Origin of the sequence: Palleronia sp. LCG004, from assembly GCF_032931615.1 — a bacterium.
Classification (GTDB): domain Bacteria; phylum Pseudomonadota; class Alphaproteobacteria; order Rhodobacterales; family Rhodobacteraceae; genus Palleronia.
Genome location: NZ_CP136760.1, coordinates 263,400 through 275,306 on the forward strand (window position 1 = coordinate 263,400; position 11,907 = coordinate 275,306).

Annotated in this window: 11 protein-coding genes; 10 read left to right on the plus strand and 1 reads right to left on the minus strand. The window is 64.5% G+C overall.

The annotated features are described in order from the left end of the window. Nucleotides 1-119 precede the first annotated feature (119 nt). From RVY76_RS15705 to RVY76_RS15750, 10 genes are all read left to right on the plus strand, one after another. Nucleotides 120-1,724, plus strand: a complete 1,605-nt coding sequence (locus RVY76_RS15705; RefSeq protein ID WP_410796039.1) for an ABC transporter substrate-binding protein — start codon at nt 120-122, stop codon at nt 1,722-1,724. A 70-nt stretch (nt 1,725-1,794) separates the two neighbouring features. After that, nucleotides 1,795-2,748: an ABC transporter permease gene (locus RVY76_RS15710; RefSeq protein ID WP_317376839.1), complete on the plus strand. Its 954-nt coding sequence runs from the start codon at nt 1,795-1,797 to the stop codon at nt 2,746-2,748. Between the two features lies 1 nt (nt 2,749). Beyond that, nucleotides 2,750-3,634 carry an ABC transporter permease gene (locus RVY76_RS15715; protein ID WP_317376840.1) on the plus strand — a complete coding sequence of 295 codons (885 nt, stop codon included), beginning with the start codon at nt 2,750-2,752 and terminating at the stop codon, nt 3,632-3,634. After that, nucleotides 3,621-4,655: an oligopeptide/dipeptide ABC transporter ATP-binding protein gene (locus tag RVY76_RS15720; protein WP_317376841.1), complete on the plus strand. Its 1,035-nt coding sequence runs from the start codon at nt 3,621-3,623 to the stop codon at nt 4,653-4,655. Before RVY76_RS15715 ends, RVY76_RS15720 begins: the two co-directional genes overlap by 14 nt. After that, the gene (locus RVY76_RS15725; RefSeq protein WP_317376842.1) at nt 4,652-5,638 is read left to right on the plus strand and encodes an ABC transporter ATP-binding protein; all 987 of its coding nucleotides are present in this window, start codon (nt 4,652-4,654) and stop codon (nt 5,636-5,638) included. The genes RVY76_RS15720 and RVY76_RS15725 overlap by 4 nt, the downstream gene beginning before the upstream one ends. A 1-nt stretch (nt 5,639) precedes the next feature. Then, entirely contained in the window at nt 5,640-6,818 is a 1,179-nt protein-coding gene (locus RVY76_RS15730; protein WP_317376843.1) for an amidase, read from the plus strand. After that, nucleotides 6,815-7,282 carry a RidA family protein gene (locus tag RVY76_RS15735; RefSeq protein ID WP_317376844.1) on the plus strand — a complete coding sequence of 156 codons (468 nt, stop codon included), beginning with the start codon at nt 6,815-6,817 and terminating at the stop codon, nt 7,280-7,282. Before RVY76_RS15730 ends, RVY76_RS15735 begins: the two co-directional genes overlap by 4 nt. 318 nt (nt 7,283-7,600) lie before the next feature. Continuing rightward, nucleotides 7,601-8,521, plus strand: coding sequence for a sulfurtransferase (locus tag RVY76_RS15740; RefSeq protein ID WP_317376845.1), 921 nt, complete (start codon nt 7,601-7,603; stop codon nt 8,519-8,521). Between the two features lie 22 nt (nt 8,522-8,543). Next, the gene (locus RVY76_RS15745) at nt 8,544-9,671 is read left to right on the plus strand and encodes a YeeE/YedE thiosulfate transporter family protein (RefSeq protein ID WP_317376846.1); all 1,128 of its coding nucleotides are present in this window, start codon (nt 8,544-8,546) and stop codon (nt 9,669-9,671) included. Nucleotides 9,672-9,674: 3 nt separating this feature from the next. Then, the gene (locus RVY76_RS15750; RefSeq protein ID WP_317376847.1) at nt 9,675-9,848 is read left to right on the plus strand and encodes a hypothetical protein; all 174 of its coding nucleotides are present in this window, start codon (nt 9,675-9,677) and stop codon (nt 9,846-9,848) included. A 106-nt stretch (nt 9,849-9,954) separates the two neighbouring features. Here RVY76_RS15750 and RVY76_RS15755 read toward each other — a convergent pair whose 3' ends face one another. Continuing rightward, nucleotides 9,955-11,568 carry a BCCT family transporter gene (locus RVY76_RS15755; protein ID WP_317377189.1) on the minus strand — a complete coding sequence of 538 codons (1,614 nt, stop codon included), beginning with the start codon at nt 11,566-11,568 and terminating at the stop codon, nt 9,955-9,957. Nucleotides 11,569-11,907: the final 339 nt, after the last annotated feature.

The window sequence follows — 11,907 nt, forward strand, 5'->3', positions numbered from 1 at the left end:
CGCGGTCGCGCGGGCGGGATCGCATCGCATGAAACATGTGCACCTGCCCGATTTCGATCTTGAATGGCCCGGGATGAAGCCCGGGCCGGCGTCCGAGCGATAGAGAGCGGAGATACACCTTGAGAGACTGGAAGCATGGCTTTTTGGCGATCACACTGGTTGCAGGCGCGTCTTTCGCGGGGACCGCGAACGCTCAGGGAACCCTGCGGATCGGGATGACGGCAGCCGACATTCCCTTGACCACCGGTCAGACCGACCAGGGCGGCGAGGGGATGCGTTTCATCGGCTACACCCTCTATGATCCGCTTGTATCCTGGGACCTGCTTTCCGCGGACAGGCCGTCGGAACTGGTCCCCGGGCTCGCGACGGAATGGTCGGTGAACGAAGACGACCAGACGGTCTGGACGTTCAAGCTTCGCGAAGGCGTCACGTTCCACGACGGCAGCCCCTTCACGGCCGAGACTGCCGTGTGGAACTTCGACAAGCTGCTCGACGAATCGTCGGAGCAGTACGACCCGCGGCAATCCGCACAGGGACGGTCGCGGATTCCGACGGTCGAAAGCTACCGCGCCATCGACGAATACACCCTCGAGATCACCACGACCGAACCCGACGCGACGCTGCCGTATCAGTTGTCGTGGATCCTGATGTCCTCCCAGGCGAACTGGGAAGCGCTCGACAAGGATTGGGAGCGGGTCGCGCAGGAGCCTTCGGGAACGGGGCCGTGGCAGATGGAGACCTTCGTCCCACGCGAGCGCGCCGAGATGGTGCCGTTCAAGGATTACTGGGATGCCGAACGGGTGCCGCAGCTCGACAGCATGATCCTGATCCCGCTGCCCGAACCGAATGCCCGCTCGGCCGCGCTCCTGTCGGGGCAGGTCGACTGGATCGAGGCGCCCGCGCCCGACACCATTCCCGCCATGGAGGGCAACGGTTTCGTCATCTCGTCGAACACCTATCCTCATAACTGGACTTGGCACCTCTCGCGTCTCGACGGGTCGCCCTGGAACGACATCAACGTGCGCAAGGCGGCCAATCTCGCGATCGACCGCGAGGGGATGGGCGCGCTTCTGGGCGGATTGATGGTGCCCGCCGAAGGGTTCCTGCCGCCCTCGTCGAACTGGTTCGGCGAGCCGGAATTCGAGGTCCGCTACGATCCCGAGGCGGCAAAGGAGCTGCTGGCCGAGGCGGGCTACGGTCCCGACAACCGGCTGGCGGTCAAGGCGCTGATCTCGCCCTCGGGGTCGGGGCAGATGCTGCCGCTGCCGATGAACGAGTATGTCCAGCAGAACCTGGCCGCGATCGGGATCGACGTCGAGTTTTCGGTCGTCGAGTGGAACCAGATGATCAACCTCTGGCGCGCTGGTGCCGCGGACCCGGCCGTCGAAGGGGCTGAATCGATCAACTTCAGCTACTTCGTGCAGGATCCGTTCACCGGCCTCATCAGGCACCTGTCCTGCGATCTCATCGCGCCCGACGGGACGAATTGGGGTCATTACTGCGACCCCGAGATGCAGGCGCTTTTCGAGGAGATCCAGACCACTTTCGACGTGGAGGCGCAGAACGAGGTCTTGCGCAGGACTCACGAGAAATACGTGGACGACGCCCTGTTCCTGATGGTCGCGCATGACGTGGCCCCGCGTGCGCTCAGCCCGCGCGTCGAGGGTTACGTCCAGGCGCAGAACTGGTTCCAGAACTTCTCCTCGATCACCATGACCGACTGACGGCAATACCGCACCCGCCGCGCAGCGTGCGGCGGGTGCGGTCGGCCCGTCGCGAAAGGAGTTCCGGCGCATGTTCGTCTATTTCCTCAGACGCCTGATCCTCGTGATGCCGGTGGCATTCGGGGTCTCGGTCATCTGCTTCATGCTGGTGCAGATCGCACCGGGCGATCCGCTGACCGCGATCATGCCGGTCGACGCGACGGCCGAACAGCAGGCCGCGATGCGCGCGGCCTACGGGCTCGATAAGCCCCTGCCGGTCCAGTACGTCGTCTGGGTAGGAAACCTGATCCAGGGCGACATGGGTCGGTCGATCGCGACGGGGCGCCCTGTCGCGGACGAGGTGTTCGGCGCGGTGCAGAACTCGCTCCTCCTCGCGGTGAGCGCGGCGATCATCGCCTTTCCCATCGGCGTGCTGCTGGGCTTCGTCGCGGGCTATTTCCGCGATACGATCCTCGACCGGATCGTCACGGCGATCTCGATCGCCGGCGTATCGGTCCCGAACTACTGGCTCGGCATCGTGCTGGTCATCATCTTCTCGGTCAATCTCGGCTGGTTGCCCTCGATGGGTGCGGGGCCAGGGGGCTCGCAGGACTGGTCCTGGAACTGGTCGCATCTGCGGCATCTGATCCTGCCGGCGGCGACGCTTGCCGTGGTTCCGATCGGCATCGTCGCACGGACCGTACGCGCGCTGGCCGGTGACATCCTGTCGATGGATTTCGTTCTGGCGCTCTATGCCAAGGGGATGAGCCGCGGCGACGTGATCCGCCACGTGGCCCGCAACGCGGCGGCCACGGCCCTCTCGGTCATGGGTCTGCAGCTCGGATATCTGCTCGGCGGGTCGATCCTGATCGAGACGGTCTTCAACTGGCCGGGCTCGGGATACCTGCTGTCGAACGCCATCTTCCAGCGCGACCTGCCGCTTCTGCAGGGGACGATCCTGGTCCTCGCGCTGTTCTTCGTAGCGATGAACCTTGTCGTCGACGTGGCGCAGGCCGCGATCGATCCACGCATAAAGAGGACCTGACATGGCGGTCGCGCAAACCGATATCGTCGAGATCCCGGTCGGCGAAAGCGGCGGATACTGGTCCGGCGTCTTGCACAGATTGTCGCGCGATCCGGTAACGATCTGCTGCGCCACGATCCTCGGTCTGCTGATCGGATCCGCGATCTTCGCACCGTGGCTGGGTCTTGCCGATCCCTATACCGGGTCGATGGTCGCGCGGCTGAACCCCATCGGGTCCGAGGGGCATCCTCTCGGCACCGACGAGCAGGGGCGCGACATGCTGGCCCGCCTGATCTATGGCGGGCGGCTCACGCTCTTCATCGGATTGGTGCCGGTAATCCTCGCCTTCTTCATCGGCAGCTTTCTCGGGATCACCGCCGGGTATGTCGGCGGGCTGCTCAATACCGTCATCATGCGGACGGTCGACGTGTTCTTCGCGTTTCCGTCGGTTCTCCTGGCGATCGCGATCTCGGGTGCGCTCGGGGCGGGGATCGTCAACAGCCTCGTCTCGCTCACCATCGTGTTCATCCCGCCCATTACCCGCGTGGCCGAGGCGGTGACATCGGGGGTGCGGTCTCTCGACTATATTGATGCGGCCCGTGCAACGGGCGCGAATGCGCTGACCGTGATCCGCGTCCACGTGATCGGCAACGTGCTGTCGCCCATCTTCGTCTATGCGACCTCGCTGACGAGCGTGTGCATGATCCTGGCCGCCGGCCTGTCGTTCCTCGGCATCGGCGTGCGTCCGCCCGAACCGGAATGGGGATTAATGCTCAACACGCTCAGATCGGCCATCTACGTCGATCCATGGCTCGCGGCGCTGCCGGGCGTGATGATCTTCGTGACCTCGCTTTGCCTCAACCTTCTCAGCGACGGCGTAAGGAGTGCCATGAATGTCCGCGACTGACGCACTGCTCCCCGGCGGCCCCGGGCAGATCCTGCAGGTGACGGGCCTCAGGAAGTACTTCCCGGTGAGGGGGGGCATCCTCGGCCGTCAGAAAGCCTGGGTCCAGGCGGTCGACGGGGTCTCCTTTTCGGTCAACGAGGGCGAGACGCTGGGGATCGTCGGCGAGTCCGGTTGCGGCAAGTCCACGACCGCGCGGCTTCTGGTCGGACTGATCGACCGTGACAAGGGCGATGTCCGGCTCGAGGGGCGCACGCTCGGCGAGGATCTCTCGGTGCGCGACCTGCGCGGCCGCATGCAGATGGTCTTTCAGGACAGCTACGCGTCACTGAACCCGCGCCTGACGATCGAGGAATCGATTGCCTTCGGTGCCCGCGTTCAGGGCCTGTCGGACCCGATCGGTCGGGCCCGCGATCTCATGGCCCGCGTCGGGCTCGACCCGGCGCGCTTCGCGCGGCGGTATCCGCACGAGGTCTCGGGCGGACAGCGGCAACGGATCAACATCGCCCGCGCACTTGCCATGTCGCCGAGGATCGTGGTGCTCGACGAGGCGGTCTCGGCGCTCGACAAGTCGGTCGAAGCGCAGGTGCTGAACCTGCTGGCGGATCTGCGTGCCGAATTCGGGCTGACCTACATCTTCATCAGCCACGATCTGAACGTGGTCCGCTACATTTCCGACCGGGTTCTCGTCATGTATCTGGGCGAGGTGGTCGAGGTCGCGCCGGTGGACCTCATCTGGTCGCGTCAGGCGCATCCCTATACGCGATCGCTCTTCTCGGCGATGCCCTCGATGGATCCCGATCACCGCACCGAGAAGCCGCCGCTGACGGGCGATCCGCCGAACCCGATCAACCCTCCCTCGGGTTGCCGGTTTCACACGCGCTGCAGATATGCCGAGGACGTCTGCAAGGGCCGGGTTCCCACGATGCGGGACGTCTCGGACGGGCAGGGGCATCTCGCGGCCTGCCATCTCCACGATCGCGCGTCGGGCCATTCCCGCGCGGGCGAGGAGGGGGTGGCATGAGCGGGCAGGGATCTCTCGTCGACATCCGCAATCTGAACATCCGGTTTCGCGGCGCACGCAACGTTCACGCGATCAACGACCTGACGCTCGAGCTCGAGCAGGGCGAGACGCTCGCCCTTCTGGGGGAATCGGGATCCGGCAAGTCCGTGACGCTGAAGGCGCTGTTGCGGCTTCTGCCGCCCCGACGAACGGATATCGACGGGGTCATGAAGGTGAACGCCGTGGATGTCATGTCGCTGAAGGGCAGGGCACTTCAGGATTACCGCGGGGGCGAGGTGTCCATGGTGTTCCAGGAACCGGGTCTTGCGCTCGATCCGGTCTACACGATCGGCCACCAAATCGCCGAGGCGGTGCGCCGGAAGACGGGTGTCAGTCGCGACGAGGCGATGTCGACCGCACTCGACATGCTGCGACGCGTGCGGATCCCCTCGCCCGACCGGCGGCTTCGGAACTATCCCCACGAATTGTCGGGCGGCATGCTGCAGAGGGTGATGATTGCGCTGGCTCTCTCGTGTCGTCCGCGGCTGCTGCTGGCGGACGAGCCGACGACCGCGCTCGACGCGACGGTGCAGATCCAGATCCTGCTGCTGCTTCGCGCGTTGCAGCGCGAATTCGGCATGGGCGTGATCTTCGTGACGCACGATATCGGCGTCGCGGTCGAGGTCTCCGAGCGGATCGCGGTCATGTATGCCGGCCAGATCGTGGAGGAGGGCACGACGCGCGAGATCATCAAGTCGCCGCGTCATCCCTATACCAAGGGACTGCTGGCCGCGAACCTGCACGACGTGGCGCGGGGCACGCGGCTCGACGCGATCCCGGGCGCGCCGCCACCCCTCGATACGAAGCCCGATGCCTGTCCCTTCGCTCCGCGCTGCCCGCTGGCCGAGGCGCGCTGCCGCGCCGCCCTTCCGCCGGTTCACCGGATCGGGCCGCGCCGTCGCGTGGCCTGCATCCATGCCGACGCACCGATGGAGGTTGCCTGACATGCTGCTCGACCATGATCCCTTCCACGCCTTCATGCCCTACGAAGGGGTCGAGGTGCCGTTCGCCACGGACGGCCCGCTTGCCGGGCTGACGCTCGGGGTCAAGGACATCTACGATGTCGCGGGCTACCGCACGGGGAGCGGCTGCCCGCTCAGGCTCGCCGAAAGCGGCATCAAGACGGCTCATGCGCCGCCCGTCCAAAGGCTTGTCGATGCAGGCGCGCGGTGCGTCGGCAAGACCCATACCGACGAGCTCGCCTGGTCGATGTACGGGATGAACGCGCATTTCGGCACGCCCGTGAACCCGGCCGCGCCCGACCGCATTCCAGGGGGTTCGTCCTCTGGATCGGCCGTTGCGGTGGCTGGCGGATTGGTCGATCTGGCGCTCGGGTCCGATACGGGCGGATCGGTGCGTGCACCGGCGAGCTTCTGCGGGATCTGGGGCATCCGGCCAACCCACGGCACGGTACCGATGGACCGCACCCAGCCCGTCGCGCCAAGCTACGACACGGCCGGGTTGTTCGCCCGGGATGCCGCGACGCTGAGCAGTGGAGCCCGCGCGCTCTACGGAGAGGACGCACATCCTTTGCCGGATACGCCGCGATACCTTCGGTCCGAGGCGATCGAGGCACTCGCCACCGCGGGCGTTCGGACGATCTTCGACGAGGCGTTCGCCGGGCTCGCGACCGCGCAGGCCGAACCCTATCCCGATGGAGTCGAGGCCGCCTATTCCGCCTGCCTCGCCACGATCGGCGCTGATGCGCGCGAACATCTTCTCCCCTGGGTGACCCGGGCGCGGCCGCCGCTGGTCCACGGGATCGACGGTCGGATCGCGGCCGCAGGGGCATTGAGCGAGGACGAGATCCAGGCGGCACGTGCCGTCCGGTCAGCCTTCACCGATCATCTCAACCGTTTGCTGGGAGAGGACGGCGTGATCCTTGCCCCCGCGGTCCATGCGGAACCCTTTCGTCTCGAGCCTCCGCTGGCGCTCTTCGACAGTTTCCGGCACGACAGCCAGCGGATCCTCTGCATCGCGGGTCTGGCCGGGCTGCCACAAGTCGTCATGCCCGCCGGACGGATCGACGGCGCGCCGGTCGGTGTTTCGTTGATCGGCCCGCGAGGGTCGGATTTGTCGCTGATCGATCTGGCCGCGCGCCTGATGGCGGGTGATCGCGCATGAGCGGCGTGGTCGAGGCACGTTTGGCCGAACTCGGACTGGTGCTCCCGCCCTCCGCGCCCTCCCGCGCGCTGTTCCTGCCGGGGAAAATTACGGGCAACCTGCTGTTCCTGTCAGGTCAGATCTGCGAATGGGAAGGCGTGCCGAAATTCTTCGGCCCTGTGGGCGAAGATTTCGATCCGGAGACGGGGAGGGAGGCGGCGCGCATGTGTGCGCTCAATCTGCTCTATTCGGCGCGTGCCGTCGCCGGATCGCTCGATCGCGTTTCCCAGGTCGTGCGCGTTGGCGGCTTCGTCGCCGCTCCTCCGACCTTCGGCGAAGGTCCGGCGGTGATCGACGGAGCGTCGCAGATGTTCATCGACATCTGGGGCGATGCGGGACGGCATGCGCGCACGGCGGTCAACGTTTCGTCCCTCCCGGCTGGTGCGCTCGTCGAGGTGGACGCTGTGTTCGAGTTCGGTTCCTGACGTATGCATGGCGGTGATGCCTGATCCTCGCAAAGAAGCTTCCCGGCTATCGCGGGTATTCCCGCGACCCCGCCTACGTGTAAGTTTCCATCGTTAGAACAGAAGGGTGCCCGCGGAGCGAAAGGAATGGGGGTTCCATAGCCGGGCGCGACGGCGTCGCGACCGCCCGGGACGGACCCTCACGGCGAAACGCACGTTCCACAAAAGGTCTGCATGAGCAGACCGCTGTTTCGATTGATCGCAGCAGCGAGGCTTGTCGCGACATCGATTGCACGCCAGATGGCGGGGAAACCAATTCTCTGGAGGCGATCCATGATCATGACGTCCCGATTCGCGCTCGTCACTGCGCTTTCCCTCGCCACGACATCCGTGTGGGCGGCCGATCTGGAACCGCTCGTTGCGCCGGCCGATCTGGAGAATGCGCTCGACGAGGTGCGAGTGATCGACATCCGCAGCGCCGATTTCGACGCTGGTCATATCGCCGGTGCGGCTTCGGCACCTTACGACCTCTTCCGGGGCCCCGCCGAAAACCCCGGTGCGATCGTCTCCGCCGACGCGCTCCAGACCGCGTATCGCGATCTCGGGCTCGAAACGGATGACCACGTCGTCATTGTCTATCAGGGAAGCGACGTGTCCGATTTCGGTGCCGCCGCGCGTGTCTACTGGACGTTGAAATCGTCGGGGTTCGAGGATCTTTCGATCCTGAACGGTGGCGTCAACGCGTGGACAGAAGCGGGATACGATCTGACCGACGCACCGACCGATGTCGAGCCGTCGGAGATCGAGATCACCTGGAACGATCAGTGGACTGCCTCGGTCGATGACGTTCAGCACGCGATCGGTGGAGAGGACGAGGCACTGCTTCTCGATGCACGCCCCGAAAGCTTCTGGGAGGGACGGGATGGACACCCGGCCGCGGCAAAGCCCGGAACGCTGCCGCAGTCGCAGTATTTCGAGCATGCCGGCTGGTTCTCTGACGGGCCCACCATCGTCGATGCCTCCGCCGCCCGGGATATCGCGTCGCAGCAGGATTTTACGGATGCCGAGGCGATCATCTCGTTCTGCAATACTGGCCACTGGGCCGCGACCAACTGGTTCGCGCTGTCCGAACTGGCCGGTGTCGAGAACGTGAAACTTTACCCTGAATCCATGGTCGGCTGGTCGAATGCCGGTTACGAGATGGCAAACGTTCCCGGGCCGCTGCGCATGATGTGGAACAAGATCACGTCGGCGTTCTGAGGCGTCCCGGAAAGGATAGGCCATGTCCAATATCGAACTCGCGCCGCCGGCATCCCCGGCCGGCGCGTCGACGCTGGCCCGTATTGGCCTGATTGCGGCTGCTCTCGCACTCGCGCTCGCGGTCGCGGCTTTCGCCGGAGCACGCTACGGCGCGCTGCTTCTCATCGGTCTCGGCTTCGGCATCACGCTCGAAGGATTGCGGTTCGGTTTCGCCGGTCCGTGGCGACGCATGATCGTGGATCGCAACCCCGACGGCCTTTTGGGCCACCTTCTGTCGATTGCGCTCGTGGCGCTCGTGGCGTTTCCTCTGCTGGCGGGCCATCCCGGGGAACTCATCGGTGCGCATGCCCCGATCGGATACGCGATGGTGGGTGGAGCCTTCGTCTTCGGTCTGGCGATGCAGCTCGTCATGGGGTGCGGATCGGGCACGCTGGTCAATTCAGGCAGCGGCAACCCGATCGGGCTTGTGGCCTTGCCCTTCTTCGCGATCGGCTCGTTTCTGGGTGCATTCAATCTCGTTTGGTGGACGGACCTCGGAGCACTGCCGGTCATCGCATTCGACGGGACCGGCGGGCTGCTGCTGACGCTGACGGGCCTTGCGATCATCGCTGTCCTGGTCCTCTGGCTTGCTCCGGCTGAGCATCGTCGAATCCAGCGACGCTATATCCTGGCGGCCGTCATCCTTGCCGCGCTGGCCGTTCTCAACCTGATTGTCGCAGGTCAGCCCTGGGGGGTCGTTTACGGGCTCGGCCTCTGGGTCGCCAAAGGCGCGACGGGCATGGGCATTCCGCTCGAGGCGTCAGCCTTCTGGAGCCTTCCCGCAAATCAGGACCGTATCGCACAGAGCCTTCTGACCGACGTGACCTCTCTCACGAATCTCGGGATCATCGGGGGTGCCTTTCTCGTGACCGCTTGGCGGGGCGGGTTCGCGCAGAAGCTGCCGAGCTATTCCGCGACCGCCTGGATCTCGGCGATCCTTGCGGGGCTAGCTCTGGGATATTCCTCGAGGATCGCGTTCGGCTGCAATGTGGGCGCGTTCTTTTCCGGTATCTCGACCGGATCGCTGCATGGTTGGGCGTGGTTCGCAGCCGCCTTCGCCGGATCGATCTTCGGCGTGAAGTTGCGTCCGAAACTCGGGCTGGGGGGCTGATCGATGACGCGTAAGCTGACCGCGACGGTCGTCGCGATCCTGATGACCGGTCTCCTAGCCTTCGATCTGGCGGCGTCGGAGCCGCTGGACCCCTATGCGCAGCCGGCCTTTATCGCACTCGGCTCCGGGGCTGATGCTGCGGGCGCGCATTGCGCTTCGCTTCCCACGGCTGATTGATCCGCAGAGGCCCACCATGCGGATCTCGTACCGATCCGCATGGTGCGCAAGCGATACCGGCCCAGCATAGGCCGGTCCGGGGCGATTTACGCGTCGCAGCGTGCGATCACTTCAACTCGGACGCTTCCTTCGGGGGATCGATGGGACGCAGATGCACCGTTTCCGTCTGCAATCCCTTGATCAGAGATACGACCATCATCGAGACCATGATGAAGATCGGCAATCCGATGACCGTGATGACCTGCTGAAGCGCCGTCAGGCCCGCCTCTCCGGCGAGGACGATCAACATCGCCGCGATGACGCCTTCCGATACGCCCCAGAACACCCGTTGCCGGACGGGACCGGGATCGGCATCCCCGCTGCAGAGCATGTCGACCACGAGCGAGGCCGAGTCCGACGACGTGGCGAAGAAGATTGCCACGATGACGATTGCCAGCCCCTGGATGAGGGTGGTTGCGGGGAAGCTTTCGAAGAACGCGAACATCGCGAGCGGCACGCTTTCTGACACGGCCTGCGAAAGGCTTCCGGCCTGATCGCCAAGCGCCGCGCGCGCGTCGGCACCGATCCCGTCGATCTCCATCGCGGACCAGCCGAAGATCGCGAACCAGACCAGCGTGAAGGCCGACGGCGCGAAAAGCACACCGAGGACGAATTCCCGGATCGTGCGCCCCTTGGAAATCCGCGCGACGAAGATGCCGATGAACGGGGACCATGTGACCGTCCAGGCCCAGTAGAAGATCGTCCAGTTGCCTTGCCAGCCCCAATCGCCGTCATCGCTCGTAAATTCGGCGAGCGTGTCGTTCCAGAAGGCGAGAGGGATGATGTTCGATACGTAGATGCCTACCGTCTCGATGATCGCGCGCAGCAGGAACACCGTCGATCCAGTGACGAGGACGAAGATCATGAGCCCCGTCGCCATCCCGATATTGATGTTCGACAGGAGCTTCACCCCACTGTCGAGCCCCGCCGCGATCGACCCGACGGCCACAGAGGTCAGGATCGCGATGACGACGACCTTGACGAAGACGCTGTCGGGCACCCCCATGAGTTCGCTCAGACCTGCATTGATCTGCTGCGTGCCCAGTCCGATCGAGACCGAGACTCCGAAGAGCGTGCCCAGGATCGCCACGATGTCGATCGCCTTGCCCACACCGGTATGGATGCGCTCGCCGATCAAGGGGTAGAAGACCGAGCTCACCCGGATCGGAAGATCGTAGCGATAGATGAAATACGCGAATGCGAGGCCGGGAAGGGCGAAGATCGTCCAGGTATGGAGCCCGAGATGGTAAAGCGAGAATGCCATAGCATCCTGCGCCGCTTCGGGGCTGAATGGCTCGACGCCCGGGCGGGGCGGTGTGGTGAAGTGAAAGATTGGCTCGGCCACGCCCCAGAACATCAGAACCGTTCCGATGCCCCCGGCGAAGAGCATGGTGAACCATGAGAGATTGCCATAGGCGGGCTTCGCATCCTGTCCGCCGAGGCGGATGCGGCCGAACCGGCTCAATGCGATCCAGAGCAGGAATGCGAGCCAGACGTTCACGCCGACGATGAAGAACCACCCGAGATTGGTCACGATCCAGCTTCGCCCGGCGGCGAAAGCGGCTTCGATCGGCCCAGGGGCGATGACCAGCGCGAGCACGAAGACGACCATGAAGCCAGCGGACACGAAGAAGATCGTCGCGTCGGTTTTCAGTCCCAGCTTCCTGGCGAATTCTTCCATGTTCCGGGCATCCTCGATGTTCTGCGGGTTCGAGCCCAAACGTTTCGCCATAACGTCATGCTGTCAACTCGACCTCGTGATTGCAGTTCTCAATCAAGGGTTTTGGGCAACGTTGGCATTACTTCGGGTATTGAGGAAGACTTAGACAGCGTTGACCGCGTCCGGCAGGCTAGTATGTCGGAGCTTTGTGATCCGGGCCGGAAGAGCCCTCAAGCTTTTCAAAAAACTCGCGCTGTAAGAAATCGTAAATGCCGAGAACTTCGATTATGTAATATACTTTGACCCGTATTGGCTCGAAATCTGAGGCGTATTTCCTTTTAGAATGCTCCGCGCCGAAAA

What these genes read in the sequence shown, in the direction of transcription:
- RVY76_RS15710 (WP_317376839.1), top strand. Translation starts at nt 1,795, where the DNA reads ATGTTCGTCTATTTCCTCAGACGCCTGATCCTCGTGATGCCGGTGGCA.
- RVY76_RS15715 (WP_317376840.1), top strand. Translation starts at nt 2,750, where the DNA reads ATGGCGGTCGCGCAAACCGATATCGTCGAGATCCCGGTCGGCGAAAGC.
- RVY76_RS15720 (WP_317376841.1), top strand. Translation starts at nt 3,621, where the DNA reads ATGTCCGCGACTGACGCACTGCTCCCCGGCGGCCCCGGGCAGATCCTG.
- RVY76_RS15725 (WP_317376842.1), top strand. Translation starts at nt 4,652, where the DNA reads ATGAGCGGGCAGGGATCTCTCGTCGACATCCGCAATCTGAACATCCGG.
- RVY76_RS15730 (WP_317376843.1), top strand. Translation starts at nt 5,640, where the DNA reads ATGCTGCTCGACCATGATCCCTTCCACGCCTTCATGCCCTACGAAGGG.
- RVY76_RS15735 (WP_317376844.1), top strand. Translation starts at nt 6,815, where the DNA reads ATGAGCGGCGTGGTCGAGGCACGTTTGGCCGAACTCGGACTGGTGCTC.
- RVY76_RS15740 (WP_317376845.1), top strand. Translation starts at nt 7,601, where the DNA reads ATGACGTCCCGATTCGCGCTCGTCACTGCGCTTTCCCTCGCCACGACA.
- RVY76_RS15745 (WP_317376846.1), top strand. Translation starts at nt 8,544, where the DNA reads ATGTCCAATATCGAACTCGCGCCGCCGGCATCCCCGGCCGGCGCGTCG.
- RVY76_RS15750 (WP_317376847.1), top strand. Translation starts at nt 9,675, where the DNA reads ATGACGCGTAAGCTGACCGCGACGGTCGTCGCGATCCTGATGACCGGT.
- RVY76_RS15755 (WP_317377189.1), bottom strand. Translation starts at nt 11,568, where the DNA reads ATGGAAGAATTCGCCAGGAAGCTGGGACTGAAAACCGACGCGACGATC.